The organism is Acinetobacter sp. 1125_18A, from assembly GCF_052824985.1.
Genome location: NZ_VTDG01000001.1, coordinates 494380 through 512763, shown reverse-complemented (window position 1 = coordinate 512763; position 18384 = coordinate 494380). Strand labels below are relative to the sequence as shown.

The following is an 18384-nucleotide window of genomic DNA, read 5'->3' as shown; positions in this document are numbered from 1 at the left end:
GCGAGGAATATAGCAATGTTAAGGCTGTTTAGGGACAAACGCGATCATCCTTTGGGTGAAGTGTTTAACCGCTACTACTGGCTACAAATCGGATTCATTGCCTTGTCTGTGGTGATTGGGATTGCCTGTAGTACCTGGGTGATCAAGGGTTCCTTGCTCAGAACTGCGCTGGAACAGGAAATGTCACACTACTGGCAGCGGATGGAACGTAATCAGGCAGCTGAACTGCCCGACACCAAAAACTTGTATGGTTATCGCTGGAGCGATGTGCCACCAGTCCAATTTCGCAACATGCAGCTTGAGCAAGGGGTGAACCGGCATTTTGTAGATGGCAAAGAGCGCATGACCGTTTATGGTGAAAAAGACGGACAGCATGTGCTGCTTGTGTTTGGTGAAAGTAACGTTAATAAGCTTGTCTGGCTGTTTGGTCTAGCACCGCTAATGGTCAGCCTGTTTGTGCTGTATAGCGTGCTGTGGTGGTGGAATCGTCGTGCCCGGCGCTATTTTTCCCCGATTACCCGACTGGCCAATGCTCTGGAGCATATTGATTGGGAACACCAGAAAAATCAGGCTTCGCCGTTTCAGGACATCCGTACTGATTCCAATCTGGAAGCGGAATATCTCAAGCAGGCGCTCGAAAAATATCATCAGGTACTCAGTGAGTTTATTCAGCATGAACGCGAATTTACTGGTGATGTCAGCCATGAGCTGCGTACTCCTTTGACCATTTTAAAGGGCAATGTGCAGCTCTGTCAGGCACGCTATGGTGACAATAAGTCCTTTACCCGCTTGCACAATACCATTGAAGATATGCAACTGCTGGTCGATACATTGCTGGCCATCGCCCGCAATACCACCAACACATTAACTGCTGAACCGACCATGCTTTCAGAATGTCTAGACAATCTGGTGCAGGATCTGGAAAGCGTTAGCCATAACAAAGGTATAAAGATTGACCTGCAAAAGGACCTCAATGAACAGCCGCGTAAACTTTATCCGTCGATGACCAAAATGGTATTTGGTAATATTCTGCGCAATGCGCTGAACTATTCACAGGGCACAGAAATTGATGTGATTCTGCAAAAAAATAAAGTGCTAATTGCTGACAACGGAATAGGTATTCCTTTACCGAATAACGCCAAAGTCCAGGAGCTTTCCGGACACCAGCTGCAACTGGAAATCAAAGGACATGGCATTGGCCTGCAACTGGTACAGAAGCTATGCAAGCAACTGGGCTGGCGTGTGGAGCTGTTTGACAGGCAATATTATCTTGGTACCCATCAAAATGTTGATCTGACAATGACCACTGGGTTGATTGTCGTGGTGTACCTAAATTAAGCTTCATCTTCGAAAGCAATTTTTAAACCGATACCGGATATGGTGTGAATCAACTTTTGTTCAAAGGGTTTATCGACCATTTTGCGTAAATTATAGATATGACTACGCAGAGCATCACTTTCTGGCTCTTCGTCACCCCAAAGCTCCATCATAATTTCTTGTTTAGTTAGTACTTTAGGGGAATGACGCATAAGTAGCTTCAAAAGTTTAAACTGAATCGGAGGCAATTCAATGTTCTGCCCAGCTCGAGTTAGTTGTTGTGTTGCGGGGTGCAGAATTAGGTCATGAATTTTTAGATGACTGTTAGATACTTCACCCAAGGAGCGTTTGATCAAGGCCTTGACCCGGACCACCAGCTCGTTAAAGTCAAAGGGCTTGACCAAATAATCATCTGTCCCAGAACTAAAGCCTTTGAGTTTATCATCCAACGTATCCCGAGCGGTGAGCATCAATACAGGTAAGTCCAAACCCTCTTCATTACGTAACCACTCGCACAATTCATACCCAGAACCATCAGGCAAATTAATGTCTAGTAGCAAGATATGATAACGTTGCTGTTTGAGTAATTGTCTAGCAGCATTCAGATTGCGGGCATGATCGACCACAAAGCCATGTTCTTCTAGAAACTCGCATAGGGTAGAGGCCAGTTCATAATGGTCTTCAACCATCAGGATAAAATGTTTCGACATAGCGGTAGATACTAATTTAATAATTGCTGTTTTAATTTAGCACTAAATGGCTGGGGACCCAGCCAAATATTGAAATATTGTTGTGCCAGAGGATGTTTAAGCTGCCCTAAACCTTGCTGGTTCAATGATAAGCTCAGAGTCTGTGTAGCATGGTTGTATTTTAAACGGTACAGGTCTCCTGATTTTACTGGACGATATAATTCGGTAATAGGGTTAAAGATAACTTGGGTGTTAGGGTCTTTGACGTTACGCTTGAGCAAATGCGTGGCCGCACGCTTAAACGCCCATTCCGGAATATTCTGTATATAGGAAAACTCCATCTGTATATTTTGTTTTTCCCAGGACTGGCTACAGTTTTGGGCAAAATAACTGGCCATACCGACCTGTTTTTGCCCCACCATTAGCGGACCATTGCCGCATTGATTCATACTTTGTGCCTGCGCACATAGATTGAAGTTACATCCTATCAGTAACGTGGTGCTGAGCACTAATTTTTGAAAGGCAGTAGCCATGAATAGACCCCTCCAAGATAAGGCAGGGAGCGGTAAAGCCCATTCGCAGGGTCCCAGAAATCCTGCTGGAAAATAATCTTATTGTTCGAATCGATTTTGATTTCACTGATACCATAAGAGTCCATACTACGAGTCGTGCCGAACATTTTAAAGTCATAGGCCATATGCCAGTGAACATAGGCAGAGTCCTGATGATAAGAGGTGTTTAACAGCATAACGCTAACATTACTGACTCTCTTATTCATACCTTGAAAATGCTCCAGCAGATTTTGGCGGGATGAAAATTGCGATAACGTATCGTTAATAAACAGTTGGTCGGAATAGAGCGATCCTGCTCTTTCCACAAATTCTGGTGTGCCCAAGGTGTTAAAGGCTGAGGTAAAGCGGAGGCCGATATTTTGGGCTTTAGCCTGATCCAGTGCTATCCCTTGAATACTATTTCTAGATTGGGCATAATCAGCTGAATAACTAGGAATACTTTTACATCCTGCTAACAACAAAAGCGGTAAGGATAAGGCTGTAGCAATTACTCTTTTTACAAGTCTCATCATCAGTTTCCGTATTAAGTTTATGTTAATACTTTAGGCTGCACACCGTGAACAGAATGTGAAATAGACGTTATAGATGAACAATTAAATAAGGTATTGAAAATTAAAGATTAATTTTTTGACTTTTTCTTCAGCCATTAACCAATCAATAATATTCATGACATCACGATTTTCATTATTTTTTCTGACCATGGCATAAAAATTATAGTCACAATAGATAAAACCAAAAGGGGCAAAGACTCTTTCATTTAACATTTCTTTTTTTACTAGAATTTCAGGCACTATGGCAATTCCTAACCCAGATACAGCAGCTTCTATCATTAAATTAAGACTATCGAAATAACGATCATTCGGTTTTTGGGAAAAGCTCATTTGAAACTGAGCAAACCATGTATGCCATGCACTTTTATTTGAGTAGGTATGAAGTAATGGATAATTTAGAAGATCATTTTTTGTATGAAGAGGATTTATTTCACGATTACAAATAGGCCCCATGTTATCCGGAAATAAAAGATATTTATTCAAAAAGTTAGGAGTTATATGGTTTTTATTTATGCTATTGATAAATATGTCAACTTTCTCTTTTTCTAACAATTTTAAGTCATTACATGTCATTAATTTGATATGGATATTGGGATAAATTATTTCGATTTTTTCTAATCGGGGAATTAGCCAATTTGCCATAAAACTATGAGAAGCTCCTATTATAACTTCTACCTCTGACGTTTTATTAGTTAACTCAAAGACGCATTCTTCTAAACGATTAAAAAGCTGCGTACAAACTAGCGATAATTCTTCGGCGTCCGCCGTGAGAGAGATGGTAGAGGAGTGTCGAATAAACAATTTTTTATCAAACCATTCTTCTAACTGCTTTATTTGGTGGCTAATTGCACTATGGGTTACACACAATTCTTCCGCAGCTAAGCTGAAACTTTTATTTCTAGCGACTGCCTCGAATGCTCTTAAAGCATTAAGGGGAGGTAACGTTCTGCGTTTCATGTTGTAAAATTTTCTAACACCATAAGCTTAAAATATATCAATTATCAGAAAAATGAAAATATCTTAAGATCAAACAAGTTTTGATTCTAAAAGAGATATGAGATGACAACCCCTTATACAGGTAACGGTCCTGATGACTTGGGATTTTTTGGTAAATTTGGTGGATGTTACATGCCAGAGAACTTAATGCCGGCACTTCAAGAATTAGAGCAAGCCTTTAATAATGTTCGGGGAAAACCTGAATTTTGGGCTGAATATCAACATATTTTAACTGACTTCGTTGGTCGCCCTAGTCCTCTTTTTTATGCAAAAAACCTAACAGCTTATGCAGGAGGTGCTCGAATATATCTCAAGCGGGAAGATTTGAACCATACAGGTGCACATAAGATCAATAATTGTGTTGGGCAAATCTTATTAGCCAAAATTATGGGCAAAACTAGAATCATTGCAGAAACTGGTGCTGGACAACATGGTGTTGCAACAGCAACTGTTTGCGCGCTGTTTAAGATGAAATGTACCATTTTTATGGGAGAAACAGATATTCAGCGCCAACAAATGAATGTTGAACGCATGAAGTTACTCGGAGCTGAAGTCAAAAGTGTTCAAAAAGGTCGTGGTACTTTAAAAGATGCGATGAATGAAGCACTACGTGACTGGATTAGTCATGTTGATACAACCTATTATCTGTTGGGTACTTGTGCTGGTCCCCATCCATATCCCGCCATGGTCAGAGAATTTCAAAAAATTATTGGCCTAGAAGCCAGAAACCAAATACTACTCAAAGAAAATAAACTGCCAGATGCCTTGGTTGCTTGTGTTGGTGGTGGATCAAATGCATTAGGGTTGATGCATCCTTTTCTAGAAGACTTGAATGTCAAAATGTTTGGCGTTGAGGCTGGTGGAAAAGGAACAAATAGCGGTGAACATGCCGCCTCTATTTGCAAAGGTCAAGTCGGTGTGTTGCATGGCAATTTAACTTATTTATTACAAGATTTAGATGGGCAAATTTTAGAGGGACACTCTATATCAGCTGGCTTAGATTATCCTGGCGTTGGCCCTGAACATGGCATTCTGTTTGAAACAGGACGTGTAACATACACAGCTATAACCGATCAAGAAGCTGTAAATGCATTTCAGCTTTTAAGCCAACATGAGGGCATTATTCCTGCTCTTGAGAGTTCCCATGCGATTGCGCAAGCGATTCAACTTGCTCAAGAAATGCAGCCAGAACAGATCATTATTGTAAATTTAAGCGGCAGAGGTGACAAAGACTTAAACACAGTCCAAAAATATCTTGCAGGAGCTACAGCATGAATCGTCTAGATCAAAAATTAGAGCAATTGAAACTGGAAAATCGGAGCGGTCTGGTCTGTTATTTTACTGCTGGAGATCCTAATTTTACAGAAAGTTGTCGTCTGTTGAGCCAATTAGGACAAGCTGGGGCTGACATTATTGAAGTTGGCATTCCTTTTTCAGATCCAGTGGCAGATGGAGAGATCATTCAGGCAGCACATCTTAGAGCTTTAAGTTCAGGACAAACCGTAAAACAGACCATTGAATTGGTCAAAGAAATTAGGCTACAAGATGAAAAAACACCAATAATTTTGATGACTTATTTAAATCCGATTATGCAATATGGTTTCGAGAGACTTATCGCTGAAACAGAAAATCTTATAGATGGAATATTGATTTTAGATGCCCCATATGGATATCGAGAAAAATTTGAAGTGCAATTAAATGAAAATAATATGCATTTAATAGCAATAACAGCGCCGACTACCCCAGTTGAAAGGTTAGCGCAAATCTCAGCGCGCACGACAGGGTTTTTATATCATGTTGCAGAAAATGGCTTAACAGGAGGAGACTTAAATTTGACTAATCTTGAGAAAAAGATTGCTGAAATCCAACCTATTTTTGATATTCCAGTTGCAATTGGCTTTGGGATCAAAAATGAAAGTCATGTTAAAGCATTAGCCAATAAAGTAGGTCTTATTGTTATCGGTTCAGCACTCGTTGATACTTTTTTTAATAAGGGGATGAATGAGACTTTAGAGAAGGTCACAGTTTTTTCACAAATACTTAGAGAAAATCAATAATATCCTGTTTTTAATCAGTATCTTTAAGTGAATTTATCAAGAACCATACGTGATAAAACCGTCTCCCGTAAGGGAGATGGAATTTTATATGTGGATTTTTTACTGAAAGTGATCGCTTGTTAAAAATCACTATTATCATACAGGTGAGACATACGTTTTTGCTTTGTTTCTAGATAAGCTTTGTTAAAGATATTTAAGCCAACTTTTAAAGGAATACGTTCAACAACATTAATTCCTAAATCAGTTAAGGATTTGATTTTAAGAGGATTATTTGTAATGAGTTTTACATTCTTTATTTTTAAATAATCTAACATAATGGTACACATGTCATATTTACGAGCGTCTGCTGGTAAATTTAATAATAAATTGGCATCAAGAGTATCATGTCCTTGGTCTTGAAGTGCATAGGCCCGAATTTTATTGGTTAATCCTATGCCACGGCCTTCTTGGCGTAGGTATAAGATCACACCTAGACCTGCATCATTAATCATTTTCATGGTTGAATGTAATTGGGGCCCACAGTCACATTTGAGTGAAGAAAAAGCATCACCTGTTAAGCATTCTGAATGAATTCTGACGAGTACAGGTTGATTCGAAATAGTATCCATGCCTTTGGTAAGAGTGATATGTTCTTCACCAGTACTTTGGTCTTGAAACGCTATAATTTCAAAATCACCAAACGCAGTAGGTAACTTTGATTTGGAAACAAATTCTATAGCCACTAGACTATCCGCCTATATCTTGATAATAGATAAAAAAACGCTTAATTAAACTTTTAGTTAGATAATATTCATTTAATAGTGAATTTTGTGTGAAACAAGGAACTGAATTGCATAAAAAAAGCTTTTGGATGATGTATCTTTATTGCAAACCTTATTGTAGAAGCCTTATTCAGTAATATAATTCTCACATGAATAAGTCAGCACCTAAAATCTATTGCACAACGAAATGATCTTCTTGTAATTGGACCTAAATCAATCATTGAAATAATTCGATTTGGTTTGACCATGCTGCTCCTGTATGATCTGGCCCATCTACAGGATATTCAAAAAGGGTAAATGGTCAGGTCAGGATTGTCAAAATTTGATTTATTTAAGAATAAAATTCAAATAAAACAGAATTATATTGATCTAGTTCAACTGGCGCAATTTCTCGTTTCTCAAAGCCAATCAACGCTGCATCCACATGTTGATCCACATCCATCATTGGAGGTATTTGAATGATACCCGCACTTGACGTTCCCATATTGCGTTTTTTGTCGTAGAGGGGAGAGGGGGAGCACAGCCTGAATATAAACATCGGTTTCTTTTAGTCCTAAGCTGAGGATTAGACTAAAAAAATTAACAAACTATTTACTTGCAAAGTAGACAGTTAGATAAAACTCTCAACCAAGATTGATAATAGCATCTGTGTTTTTAAGGGATTAATCTTTGTAGAATTGTATTAGATAAGTGGATTAGAGCTAAGACATTTAAAGAAATCAGTTGTTCAAATTGTTCTAAATCCTGTTCTAAAAACTGACCATGAACACTGATTCCTGCATTAGTGGCAAGATTACATCATAAAAAGATTGTTTCTATGTAACTTATTGAATTTTATAATTTAAGTGGTTTAATTAAAGAGGGTGCATGTGTGTCCTCTAATGTTTTGCTTATAACTATTATGATTAACGTAACCAAATCAAATCTATAAGACTAGCGATTTTAAAAAAATTGTGTCTTGGTCGTATTAGTACTGTTGCATTGAATATAAGGAGTATGTAATCACCTTATATTCAATTTATGGCTATTTCTTAGTTTGTCTTTTTCTCTTCAATTGCAAATTTCAATAACGAGGCACTGCGGTAAAAACCATGTGCGAATTTTCCAAAGGGCATGGTGATAAAGAAGGTCATGACTGTGGCTAAATGAAAAATTAGTAAAAGTGCCATGTAAGGAGAATTCCGGAATGCCATAAGCGCTAATCCTGAAGTGCTGACTAAAAGCAGAAGGAAGATAAAACCTCGATCTACAGGTTTTTGCTCTTGGTCACCATGCAAGGGGTGACGTTTAAGATTTAAATAGAGTAAACCAGAAGGACCTATGACTAAGCCAATTCCACCCAAGGTACCTAAAACAACGGGCAAGCTAAAGAAAGCATAAGGTGCATGTAAATTAAGAAAATAATGGTATAAGGTTGCTACGCTTGTGGCAGCAAAGCACAGCATAAAGCCATAAAACGTCAGGTGATGGAACACACGGCGGATTTGCGTGTAACGGTCATCTTGTTCATTACAGCCTTTGCCATGCCCACCATCTAAATATTTAAGCGTTAATACATTTTGAGTGGCTTGAACTAGGTCGGGTTTCTCAACTTTACCATGAATGACTTTAGAGATCTGTCTCCAGAATTTATTAATTCCATTGCCCAGCAGAACAATCGCAACTGTAAAGGTCAATCCAAAAAGAAGAGCTAAAAAATTATGCGGGAAAATTGCATAGAAATTACCTTGGTAGCCTGCAAATAAATCAGTTCCTTTGTACCAAACCACAGCTAACATGCATAAAAAGAAAATAAGTGATAACGCCGAGACAAAGGTAATACCTACAGACTTATAAAGTCGACCTAGAGGCTGAAGGGTCGCAAATTCTTGGTAAGTTTCCAAACGTACTTGTGCCATCGCTTTCGGAATATTTACACCAAACTCATGCGGTGGGGCATATTGGCAAGCATGTAAGCAGGCACCACAGTTATGGCACAGATTCGCGAGGTAATGAATGTCGGCTTGATTAAACTCAAGGCGTTTGGTCATGGCTGCAAATACAGCACAAAATGACTCACAGTAACGACAAGCATTACAAATCTGTAGGGCTCTTTGAACTTCCTGCTCATGGTTCGAGAGCTGAACAACAGGTATTAGGGCTTTAGTACTAGCATTCATGTTCCACTCCTTGTGAAAGTGCATATTGGGCTGCTTTTTTCCCAGCAATCCGTCCAAACGTTGTTCCGATCGACATACCAACGCCTGCGGTATAACCCTCACCTAGTACATTACCTGCCATCATTTCACCTGCGACAAACAGGTTATGGCTCGCTTTATTATTAAAGCGTACAGCAGCATCGTCTTCGACTTTTAAACCTAAATAGGTAAACGTAATGCCAGGTTTAAGCGCATAGGCATAGAAGGGTGGTTGATCAAGCGGAACGGCCCAATGGGTTTTGCTAGGAAAAATATTTTTGGTGGTACAGTCATCTAAAACCGTATGGTTAAAGGTACCTTGCACACAGGCTTGGTTAAATTCTTCTATGGTGTGGCATAATGTTTTTGCATCTAGACCGGTTTTTTCGGCTAATTCTTGAATGCTATTTGCTTTTACACCAGCAAATACAGGTGGCATAAAACGACCAATGGCTTTTGAATCAATAATCGAATAGGCAATTTGCTGTGGCTGTTTTGCAACAAGACGGCCCCAAATCGCATAACGTTTTGGCCAGAAGTCTTCGCCTTCATCGTAAAAACGTTCGGCTTTGTTATTGACCACAATACCCAAGGAAACGCAGTCAATACGGGTACAAATACCACCGTCATATAACGGTGCGCGTGCATCAACTGCTACGCAATGCGATTGTGATGGGTCACCAATAATATCGGCACCTTGATCTATCATAAATTTGAGTAAGTTGCCCTGATTAAAGCGGGTTCCGCGAATAATGAAATTATCGGCTGGCCATTCGCCGTTTTCATTTTGTCCCCAAGCTTCTCTTAACCATTCTAAATTAGACTCAAAACCACCGGCGGCCAATACACAGCTTTTAGCTTTAAATACACGGCCATCTTCAGCAATTGCAGCTTCAAAATGTCCGTGGTTTAACTTTAGATCTTTAATTTTTGTGTTGTATAAAATTTCGATGCCAAGTTCCTGAGCACTACGGTAATAGGCATTAATGAGGGCTTTACCGCCACCCATAAAAAACGCATTGGTACGTGCAACATGCAAAGCACCGGATAACGGCGGTTGAAAATTCACGCCATGTTTTCGCATCCAGTCGCGGCAAGTCGCGGTGCTACGAATAACGAGACGAGCTAAGTGTTCATTGGTTTTTCCGGCAGTTACTTTAAGTAGGTCTTGCCAATATTCTTCTTCTGGGTATGCATCGACTAATACATCTTGATGCCAATCATGCATGCAGCGAAGATTACGGGTGTGTTGTGAGTTACCACCACGCCATTCCTCAGGCGCTGCTTCTAGTACCAGTACCGAAGCTCCACTTTCTTTGGCTGTGAGCGCGGCACACAGTGCGGCATTCCCACCCCCAATCACAATAACATCATGCATAGATTTCTTCCTTTCTCAGCTAGGGCTAATGTAGCGTTAAAAGAGAAGATGAAGTGAGAGGCAAACCTTGAATGGGTGTTTAGTAAAATTAAATACTAATAGCTTAAGTGTTTATGAATTGCGCACCAGGCCAACGTTTTTCTTTCATTATGTTGGTCACACAGGCACGAACCACCACTTTCGTGGCTAAGGTTGCAGGCGAGAGCTCTTCTTCAGAGAGACTAATTAAATAGTTAATTCGTTCAATAGTAGGTTCTACAATGCGTAATAAACATAGCTCTTGTCGCGAATTTAACGATGCTCCCGCAGGTTGAATGGTTGCCATCTCAAGTTGGCTAATACTTTGCATTAACAAATGCAGTCCATCAATTTCATAGGCTACTTTAAGTTGATGAATTGTCTGTTCGAGCAACAAGCGCAGCCCATGTCGTTGACTTGGTAAAATCAGGGGGAGTTCTTTAAGCTGTGGATGAGTAATAGTTTGAGTATCAATACAGCTTTCAAGTTGATATTGACTGAGCACTTCTTTGGGTGAGATTAAAAACATCTGTTCTTTCACCAATGGCTGTAGGGCCCACTGAGGGTCGACATCATCGCTAAATATGATGGCTACATCGAGCTGTCTAGTATTGACTAAGGCCTTGAGATCACCCGATAAGCCTTCAATCAAACGGACTTTAATGTCAGGGTATCGATTTCTCATGAGTTTTAAAAAGTGCGTACCAATAACTGCTGCGACACTTGGTGAGAAACCGACGGTGACATGACCACTTAAACGCGAAGAATGTGCAGAATCTACAGCATGGTCTAAGTGCCTAAGTGCAAGTTGAACTTGTTGAAAAAAGGCTAAACCCGCAGGGGTGGGAACTGTACCTAAAGCGGTGCGTTGTAACAAGCGAATAGAAAGCTCGCTTTCTAATTTTGAAATTTGCTGACTTAATGCAGACGTTCCAATATCGAGATTTTTGGCAGCTTTACCCAAGCTCCCTGACTCAATCACTGCAATAAAATACTTGAGTTGTTTAAGTTCCACGGCAAATACTAAATTGACCTTTATTTATTATTCTACACTGCTTTATCACTATATACATTTTGTTCTGTTGAACTGAGTACCCCTAAAAAAAGTGTAAAGGCAACATCAGCTAAAGACGTTGCCTTTTAGCACTTTTATTGTTTAACCTGCTCAAGACCCTGTTGTTCAATAATTTGTGTGGCTTGTGGTGATTTCACAAATTTGATGAGTTCTTTTGCGACTTTTTCATGTTCAGAGTTTTTACCAATACCTGCTGCAAACACGGTGACTTTTTGATATGGCGCAGGAATTGGGCCGACTAAATCAACTTGACCATATTTACCAGTAAAAGGTTTGATTTCGCTGATTTGCTGGAACCCAATATCAAACTGTCCTTCAGCAATACGTTTAGCAACGCGGTCCCCAACCACTTTTTCTGCTTTAGCCGCAATCACTTTGTACTCGACATGCGGGAAGCTTGGAAAAATATCTTTTTCAAGATGTGTGCCGCTTGCACTTGCTGAATAGCCGATATGCTTGGCATTGAGTAAAACTTTTTCAAATTTTTCCGCAGAACTAATATCTGGCTTTGGTGCACCTTTAGGCACAGCCATACCAATGCTTGAATTCACTAAAGCACTTTGTGAATTTGGGCCTACATATCCCTTTTCTGCGAGCTTGTTTAGTTCAGGGGCAGCCAAGACCACCACATCAAAACGTTCACCACGGTCAAGACGGTTTGGGATTGCAGTCGGTGATGCACCCATTGATGAACCAGACGAGAGGTGCACTGTATGGCCAGTTTGCTTTTCAAATATTGGAATGAGTTTTTCCATAGATGAATAGAAACCGCCTGAGCTAATGACTTCGAGGGTGTCTGCGTTAGTAAGAGTTGAACCTAAGCCTGCGCCAGCCAGACAAATGGTCATCAATATAGGGGACTTTTTCATAGTGCCTCACTTTAAATACAAAAAACAACAGTACGAAGATTTGTAGGCTGCCGTACTGTTCATTAAGTTTTCAGGTTAAGTCGTTGTTTTAAGAAATAACCTTTGCAGGTTCAGCAATCGTGTCAGTATTCTTCTGTTGAGACCCACGACATAGATACAAGCTGGCGATCAGGCTACATACTGCAGCGAGCATGAGCCAGAAAGCTGGGGTACTTGCGTTACCTGTATTTTCGACCAGGAAGGTACAGGCCATTGGGGTCATCCCACCAAAAATAGCAGCTGCAAGACTAAACGCTAATGAGAAGCCCACAGTACGAACACGTTTTGGCATTACTTCTGCAAGTGTTGCGACCATGGTGCCGTTGTACATACCAAAGAAGAACGAAAAGTAAGCAAGCGTAATGAGAAGATTCGAAAAGCTTATGTCACTGACCAACCAACTTAGAACCGGATAAGTGGTCAAGATTGCAAGTGAAGAAATACCAACTAAAACTGGACGACGACCAATTTTGTCGGATAGTAAGCCACCCATAGGTAACCAGAAGAAATTTGATAGGCCTACAAATACGGTTGCTAGTAGGCTATCGGTTACTGACATTTCTAAAGTACGTTTTGCATATACAGTGGTGTAAACAGTAATAAAATAGAAAGTGGTTGTGGTCATTGCACTCATCATCATGCCTGCAAGTACAATGCGCCAATTGCTTGCCAATGTGCTGAAAATTTCTTTTGAAGAGGGATGAGTCTTTTGCGCTTTAAAGTCTTCAGTTTCCTCTAAAGTACGACGGAACAAGAAGATTAAAGGAATAATCAAACAACCAATTAAGAATGGAATACGCCAGCCCCATTCACCCACTTGAGCCGTAGTTAAGATGGTATTTAGCCAATAACCCAGTAATGCTGCGAATACAACCGCAATTTGTTGGCTACCAGACTGCCAACTGGTAATAAATCCACGATTTTTATCAGTTGCAATTTCAGCCAGATAAATCGATACACCGCCAGATTCAACACCCGCCGAGAAACCTTGTAACAGACGCCCAATTACCACTAAAATTGGTGCAATAATACCAATAGTTTCATAGCCTGGCACAAAAGTAATCAGTATGGTGCCAATTGCCATTAGGCTTAAAGTCACAATGAGACCTTTACGTCGTCCGACTCTATCAACATAGGCACCTAAGAAAATAGCGCCAAGAGGTCGCATTAGAAAACCCGCTGCAAACACGGTAAATGTCATCATTAAAGATACATATTCGTTCTCAGAGTGGAAAAATTTTGCTGCAATATAAGTAGCGTAGAAGCCAAAAAGAAAAAAATCATATTGTTCTAAAAAATTACCACTGGTTACATTTAATATTTTTTTAAAAGTAGCTGTGCGATTATTTGCGACATCCATTAAAGACCTCCTTGGCCTGATAAAATGGAAACGTTCACAATTTTCAATTTTTGGATGTAAATTGATCTAACCCCATAGACCCTAATATTAAATAGGTTAGAGGTGAGATATTGAGCTATCCTTTGTAGAAAATGTGTTGCCTTGTTTCCAGTTCAAACTACACGTCAATATTTTGATAAACAGAAATCCACTTATCATTCGAAAAGAAATGTAATCCTAAAAATGGATAAGGAGTGATAGGGCAAAATTAATGAGGTATTTAATAAAATTAATGACCCTTTATAAAATAATCTCTGAACATGGCCAAATTTGATTTTGGATCAACTCTTTGACACAAGCTTTAATTGCGGCTTTGGCGGCGAGTGCAGCAGGTGATAATTCTTCTTCAGCAAGACTGACCAAGTAATTGATTCGTTCAACTTCAGGATCAATCAATTTCAGTAATTTTATCTTGTACTTATACTCTTGTAGACAGGCGCTTCCAGGACGAATACTTGCAAGGTCAAGGTGAATAAGACTATCCATAAGCAAATGTAAGCCATCAATTTCATAGACGACATTGAGCTGTCCAATCTTGTGCTCAAGGAATTTTCTTAAACTGTGACGTTGACGAGGTAGTACCAACGGAATGTTACCAATTTGTTGGGATTGGATTATGCCGTTAGTAATGCATTCAGAAAGGCCATTTTTTTCGAATACTTCTTTACGTGCCATTAAATACATTTGCTCACGTACCAAGGGCTGTATTGCCCATTGTTTATCAACTTCGTTGGTAAAAATTATAGCGATATCAAGTTGGCGGGAATTAATCGACTGAATTAGGTTCCCTGAAAGTGTTTCCACAATTTCCAGACGAATGTCTGGATAACGTTCAGACATTAATTTCATCAAAGGTATACCAATCAAAGCAGTAATAGTTGGTGGAAAACCTAAACTAACATGGCCTGAAAGTCGAGCTGAATGAGCGGCGTCAACAGCAAAGTTTATTTGACGCAAAATAAGTTGAGAGTGCTTTAGAAATGCAAGGCCAGCCGGAGTAGGCGTGACCCCAAAGGCATTACGCTGTAATAGGCGAATACTTAATTCCTGTTCGAGCTTACTAATTTGTTGGCTAATTGCGGAAGCACCGACATCAAGTTTCTGAGCTGCTTTACCTATGCTGCCGGCTTCAACGACAGCCAGAAAATACTTTATTTGCTTGATTTCCATTACAATGTATTCTTTACGTCCTATGCCTTAGATGGTTATATAAATCAAAGTAATCAATATAGTAGATGTTATCAGTGTTGCTAGAAAAATGTTTAAGTGATGTTGAAAATTTACTAAATGATATTTTTTAAAATATTAGTGTTTTAGCAAAAATACTCCGTAGAGTAATCATACAAGTGTTTATTACACAGGCCAAACTTTACTGGAGAGAATGGACTAGATAACAGGGCCGTTGATTTCACGCTACATGCAAATCACAATAGAGTAGTCCAATTGCTCATAAAGAATTTGTACTCACACTTAGAATTTAACGATATGCATGTAGTCCCTTTAACTCTTTTACAGTTAGAGTTTTTAACTCTTTAAAAAATGTACAAAAAGCTTATGGGTCAAGTTTGGGTAAATTTGATTTTTATATAAATAAAATTTAAATAAAACAATAAGTTGTTAATCTAGTTCAACTGACGCCATCTCCACCAAATTTGTAAATCATGATCTGTCACTTAGTTATACGATGTATCATGAAACTTAATAAAGCCTTGAAATTTAACAGTTTCAGGGCTTTTTTAATGCCACATACACCACTTTTTTGCGCCACATTCTTATAAATATAAAAAAAGCACTTATTAAGTGCCTGTATTTAGTTTTGCCATCTCTATCCTATTTTTATCACCATGAATCCATTTTGCATATCGCTTAATTAATATTTACAAGCGATGTCCAAGTCGATCAAAATAATTTAGCTTTCGTAAAATGAAAGTTAAGTTTCCATAATTAATATTCTCGTATTCTTTTGATCCATCTAATCTACATCTATACCTTTATAAATTATGGAGTCGTAGATGAAAGGGAAGATTGCTTTAGAAGAACATTTTGCAATTCAAGAGACGCTTGGTGATTCAGAACGATTCTTTGTACCAGATGTTTGGAGAATTAAGCGGAGTCAATTACTAGATATAACCGGAGAACGTTTACGCCGCATGGATGAAACGGGTATTGAATACTCAATCATTTCTTTAAATGCACCAGCGATTCAAGCGATACCAGATCCCAAAAGAGCTGTTGAAGTTGCAAAAATTGCAAACGACACCTTAGCGGAATTAATCGCTAAACATCCCGATCGCTTTGGGGCTTTTGCTGCCTTACCATTACAAGACCCAGAAGCAGCGACAAAAGAACTCAATCGCTGCATAACAGAACTCGGTTTTGCGGGTGCTTTAGTAAATGGTTTCTCAAATTTAAATAACGATGAAACAGCCAAATATTATGATGCTGAGGAGTATTTAGATTTTTGGGCTGAGCTTGCTAAACTCGATGTACCATTCTATTTACATCCGCGTAATCCACTTTTAAGTCAGCAATTGGGTATCAAAGATCATCCTTGGTTAATGGGTCCTGCATGGTCATTCTCAGTTGAAACAGGTGTACATGCGCTACGTTTAATTGGTTCAGGTTTATTTGATAAATACCCAAATATTAATATTATTTTAGGACACCTAGGTGAATTGATTCAAAATAATATTTGGCGTACATCGCATTGGGCTTCAGCGAATGGTCGTAATCCACTCGGTGTAAAAGCAGAAAAACCATTTATTGATTATTTCCGTAAGAATTTTTATTTAACAACAAGCGGTAACTTCCGAACAATTACCATGAAAAATGCAATTGATGAAATTGGATCTGATCGTGTTTTATTCTCAAGTGATTATCCATTTGAAGACATGGAAGAAGCGACGCATTGGTTTGATCATGCCGAAATTGGTGAGAATGATCGAGAAAAAATAGGCCGTCATAATGCACACAAATTATTCAAGTTAAGCATTTAAAGTAGCTCAAGCCAATAACAATGATTGTTATTGGTATTTTTAATGCAGTAAAAGGATTTTATGATGAAAATAATATTAGATATACAGCAAGCCGTTGATACTAGAAAATTATCTCTGCAGCAGTGGATAATATTTATACTTTGTTTTTTAGTGATTTTAGCAGATGGGATTGATACAGGGGTAGTCGGGTTTATCGCTCCTGCATTGTTAGATGATTGGGGGATCACTAAAAATGATCTACGCCCAGTGATGAGTGTTGCCTTAATAGGAATGGCGATTGGAGCAATATTTGCAGGAATATTAGCAGATAAGATTGGACGAAAATGGGTCATTATCGGTTCTGCATTTATTTTTGGTGTTTTAACAATCCTGACAGGTACTTCAAATAATACGACTGAAATGGTGATATATCGATTCCTAACGGGATTAGGGCTTGGTGCTGCAATGCCAAATGCTGCAACACTCGTATCTGAATATATGCCAGCGCATCGCCGTGCATGGATGGTGAATTTATTATTTTGTGCACTATCGCTTGGTATTACGATTGGCGGTGTTTTATCAGCAGGACTTCTATCAAATCATGGTTGGAGAATGGTTCTCTATATAGGCGGAGCTATTCCTGTAGTGGTTGCTGTTGTATCAGTTTTTCTTTTAAAAGAATCGCTACATTTTTTGATTAAAAAACAAGGACAAGTCGAAGCATTAGAAATTGTAAAAAATATACAGGGTAAATTTATCGATGCAAAATTAGTTCCTGTTACACCTCTAGATGCTGAATTAAATGAAAAAAATACCAATCCCGTTGGTCTTGTCGTCGGCAAGTTTATTGTACCCTCTGCAATGATGTGGCTCTGCTGCTTTATGAGTTTATTGGTATTTTATGTACTTACAAGTTGGATGCCCACGCTTCTTAAGGAATCAGGATTTACACCAGAACAGTTTAGTTTAGTCACAGCAGTTTTCCCATTTGGTGGTGTTGCAGGAACAATTCTCATTGGTTGGTTTATGAGTAAATATGACGTGAATAAAACCATCACTTTTGCATATTTTATATCAGCCGTATTATTCGTCATAACAGGATTTCTTACACAAAATATTTATTTACTCGTATTGTTTATTTTCTTAGCAGGCGCTGGTTTGGTTGGCGCACAATCCTCATTGCCATCTTTAGCTGCGATATTTTATCCTGCAGAATGCCGTGGAGTTGGTGTTTCATGGATGCACGGATTAGGCCGTTTTGGCGCTATTTTCGGGGCATTTTTTGGCGCTTATATTTTCACATTTAATCTCGGTATGAGCGGCATTTTCTTCGTACTTGCATTGCCTATTTTAATTTCGGCGCTAGCGCTTTATTTAAAAGGGCGTTATTCAACTTCTAAAGTGACAATTCCTCAAACTTCAAAAGTTTAAATAAAAAACAATAACGACTACCTCAATTATTTTTAGGTAGTCAGGATTTTTACACCTTAAAGATTTAAGTAAAAATAGGT

18 protein-coding genes are annotated in these 18384 nt (G+C 38.9%); 5 read left to right on the top strand and 13 right to left on the bottom strand.

Going from position 1 to position 18384, the window contains the following annotated elements; genetic code table 11:
* The first annotated feature begins 15 nt into the window (after positions 1-15).
* Complete coding sequence (locus tag FY049_RS02275; protein ID WP_446083086.1) at positions 16-1338, top strand: sensor histidine kinase; 1323 nt, start codon at positions 16-18, stop codon at positions 1336-1338.
* Here FY049_RS02275 and FY049_RS02270 read toward each other — a convergent pair.
* The 4 genes from FY049_RS02270 to FY049_RS02255 all read right to left on the bottom strand — a co-directional run bounded on the left by FY049_RS02270 (position 1335) and on the right by FY049_RS02255 (position 4086).
* Positions 1335-2027: a response regulator transcription factor gene (locus FY049_RS02270; protein ID WP_151956896.1), complete on the bottom strand. Its 693-nt coding sequence runs from the start codon at positions 2025-2027 to the stop codon at positions 1335-1337. The two genes, FY049_RS02275 and FY049_RS02270, sit on opposite strands and share 4 nt — an antisense overlap.
* Before the next feature lie 11 nt (positions 2028-2038).
* On the bottom strand, positions 2039-2539 hold the full coding sequence (locus FY049_RS02265; protein ID WP_105713427.1) for a chalcone isomerase family protein: 501 nt from the start codon (positions 2537-2539) through the stop codon (positions 2039-2041).
* Positions 2515-3090: a nuclear transport factor 2 family protein gene (locus FY049_RS02260; RefSeq protein WP_446083085.1), complete on the bottom strand. Its 576-nt coding sequence runs from the start codon at positions 3088-3090 to the stop codon at positions 2515-2517. Before FY049_RS02260 ends, FY049_RS02265 begins: the two co-directional genes overlap by 25 nt.
* Positions 3091-3171: 81 nt before the next feature.
* Positions 3172-4086, bottom strand: a complete 915-nt coding sequence (locus FY049_RS02255; RefSeq protein ID WP_446083084.1) for a LysR family transcriptional regulator — start codon at positions 4084-4086, stop codon at positions 3172-3174.
* Positions 4087-4188: 102 nt separating this feature from the next.
* On the opposite strand from FY049_RS02255, the gene trpB reads away from it, so the two are divergent.
* Both trpB and trpA read left to right on the top strand, forming a co-directional pair.
* Positions 4189-5400, top strand: a complete 1212-nt coding sequence (gene trpB / locus FY049_RS02250) for a tryptophan synthase subunit beta (RefSeq protein WP_446083083.1) — start codon at positions 4189-4191, stop codon at positions 5398-5400.
* Positions 5397-6182: a tryptophan synthase subunit alpha gene (gene trpA, locus FY049_RS02245; protein WP_446083082.1), complete on the top strand. Its 786-nt coding sequence runs from the start codon at positions 5397-5399 to the stop codon at positions 6180-6182. Before trpB ends, trpA begins: the two co-directional genes overlap by 4 nt.
* Positions 6183-6301: 119 nt before the next feature.
* On the opposite strand, the gene ribA is transcribed toward trpA, so the two are convergent.
* The 9 genes from ribA to FY049_RS02200 form a co-directional block, all read right to left on the bottom strand.
* The gene (gene ribA, locus FY049_RS02240) at positions 6302-6904 is read right to left on the bottom strand and encodes a GTP cyclohydrolase II (protein WP_209827613.1); all 603 of its coding nucleotides are present in this window, start codon (positions 6902-6904) and stop codon (positions 6302-6304) included.
* Positions 6905-7274: 370 nt separating this feature from the next.
* Complete coding sequence (locus FY049_RS02235; protein WP_245349835.1) at positions 7275-7427, bottom strand: hypothetical protein; 153 nt, start codon at positions 7425-7427, stop codon at positions 7275-7277.
* 170 nt (positions 7428-7597) lie between these two features.
* Complete coding sequence (locus FY049_RS02230) at positions 7598-7717, bottom strand: hypothetical protein (RefSeq protein ID WP_252715967.1); 120 nt, start codon at positions 7715-7717, stop codon at positions 7598-7600.
* Between the two features lie 257 nt (positions 7718-7974).
* A complete protein-coding gene (tcuB, locus tag FY049_RS02225; RefSeq protein WP_151956901.1) occupies positions 7975-9102 on the bottom strand; it encodes a tricarballylate utilization 4Fe-4S protein TcuB in 1128 nt (375 codons plus the stop codon).
* Positions 9092-10498: an FAD-dependent tricarballylate dehydrogenase TcuA gene (gene tcuA, locus FY049_RS02220; RefSeq protein ID WP_151956902.1), complete on the bottom strand. Its 1407-nt coding sequence runs from the start codon at positions 10496-10498 to the stop codon at positions 9092-9094. The genes tcuB and tcuA overlap by 11 nt, the downstream gene beginning before the upstream one ends.
* A gap of 103 nt (positions 10499-10601) precedes the next feature.
* The gene (locus tag FY049_RS02215) at positions 10602-11531 is read right to left on the bottom strand and encodes a LysR family transcriptional regulator (protein WP_151956903.1); all 930 of its coding nucleotides are present in this window, start codon (positions 11529-11531) and stop codon (positions 10602-10604) included.
* 134 nt (positions 11532-11665) lie between these two features.
* Positions 11666-12460, bottom strand: coding sequence for a substrate-binding domain-containing protein (locus tag FY049_RS02210; RefSeq protein WP_209827610.1), 795 nt, complete (start codon positions 12458-12460; stop codon positions 11666-11668).
* 88 nt (positions 12461-12548) lie between these two features.
* Entirely contained in the window at positions 12549-13859 is a 1311-nt protein-coding gene (gene tcuC, locus FY049_RS02205) for a tricarballylate/proton symporter TcuC (RefSeq protein WP_446083081.1), read from the bottom strand.
* Between the two features lie 279 nt (positions 13860-14138).
* Complete coding sequence (locus tag FY049_RS02200) at positions 14139-15068, bottom strand: LysR family transcriptional regulator (RefSeq protein ID WP_209827609.1); 930 nt, start codon at positions 15066-15068, stop codon at positions 14139-14141.
* 842 nt (positions 15069-15910) lie between these two features.
* On the opposite strand from FY049_RS02200, the gene FY049_RS02195 reads away from it, so the two are divergent.
* Positions 15911-16894, top strand: coding sequence for an amidohydrolase family protein (locus FY049_RS02195; protein ID WP_224964141.1), 984 nt, complete (start codon positions 15911-15913; stop codon positions 16892-16894).
* 63 nt (positions 16895-16957) lie between these two features.
* Positions 16958-18304 (top strand): MFS transporter, encoded by a 1347-nt coding sequence (locus FY049_RS02190; protein ID WP_446083080.1) that lies wholly within the window; start codon positions 16958-16960, stop codon positions 18302-18304.
* The last annotated feature ends 80 nt before the right edge of the window (positions 18305-18384 follow it).

Excerpts from the sequence above, each read along its gene's own strand:
- FY049_RS02275 (WP_446083086.1), top strand. The coding sequence starts at position 16 with ATGTTAAGGCTGTTTAGGGACAAACGCGATCATCCTTTGGGTGAAGTG.
- FY049_RS02270 (WP_151956896.1), bottom strand. The coding sequence starts at position 2,027 with ATGTCGAAACATTTTATCCTGATGGTTGAAGACCATTATGAACTGGCC.
- FY049_RS02265 (WP_105713427.1), bottom strand. The coding sequence starts at position 2,539 with ATGGCTACTGCCTTTCAAAAATTAGTGCTCAGCACCACGTTACTGATA.
- FY049_RS02260 (WP_446083085.1), bottom strand. The coding sequence starts at position 3,090 with ATGATGAGACTTGTAAAAAGAGTAATTGCTACAGCCTTATCCTTACCG.
- FY049_RS02255 (WP_446083084.1), bottom strand. The coding sequence starts at position 4,086 with ATGAAACGCAGAACGTTACCTCCCCTTAATGCTTTAAGAGCATTCGAG.
- trpB (WP_446083083.1), top strand. The coding sequence starts at position 4,189 with ATGACAACCCCTTATACAGGTAACGGTCCTGATGACTTGGGATTTTTT.
- trpA (WP_446083082.1), top strand. The coding sequence starts at position 5,397 with ATGAATCGTCTAGATCAAAAATTAGAGCAATTGAAACTGGAAAATCGG.
- FY049_RS02235 (WP_245349835.1), bottom strand. The coding sequence starts at position 7,427 with ATGGGAACGTCAAGTGCGGGTATCATTCAAATACCTCCAATGATGGAT.
- tcuB (WP_151956901.1), bottom strand. The coding sequence starts at position 9,102 with ATGAATGCTAGTACTAAAGCCCTAATACCTGTTGTTCAGCTCTCGAAC.
- tcuA (WP_151956902.1), bottom strand. The coding sequence starts at position 10,498 with ATGCATGATGTTATTGTGATTGGGGGTGGGAATGCCGCACTGTGTGCC.
- FY049_RS02210 (WP_209827610.1), bottom strand. The coding sequence starts at position 12,460 with ATGAAAAAGTCCCCTATATTGATGACCATTTGTCTGGCTGGCGCAGGC.
- tcuC (WP_446083081.1), bottom strand. The coding sequence starts at position 13,859 with ATGGATGTCGCAAATAATCGCACAGCTACTTTTAAAAAAATATTAAAT.
- FY049_RS02200 (WP_209827609.1), bottom strand. The coding sequence starts at position 15,068 with ATGGAAATCAAGCAAATAAAGTATTTTCTGGCTGTCGTTGAAGCCGGC.
- FY049_RS02195 (WP_224964141.1), top strand. The coding sequence starts at position 15,911 with ATGAAAGGGAAGATTGCTTTAGAAGAACATTTTGCAATTCAAGAGACG.
- FY049_RS02190 (WP_446083080.1), top strand. The coding sequence starts at position 16,958 with ATGAAAATAATATTAGATATACAGCAAGCCGTTGATACTAGAAAATTA.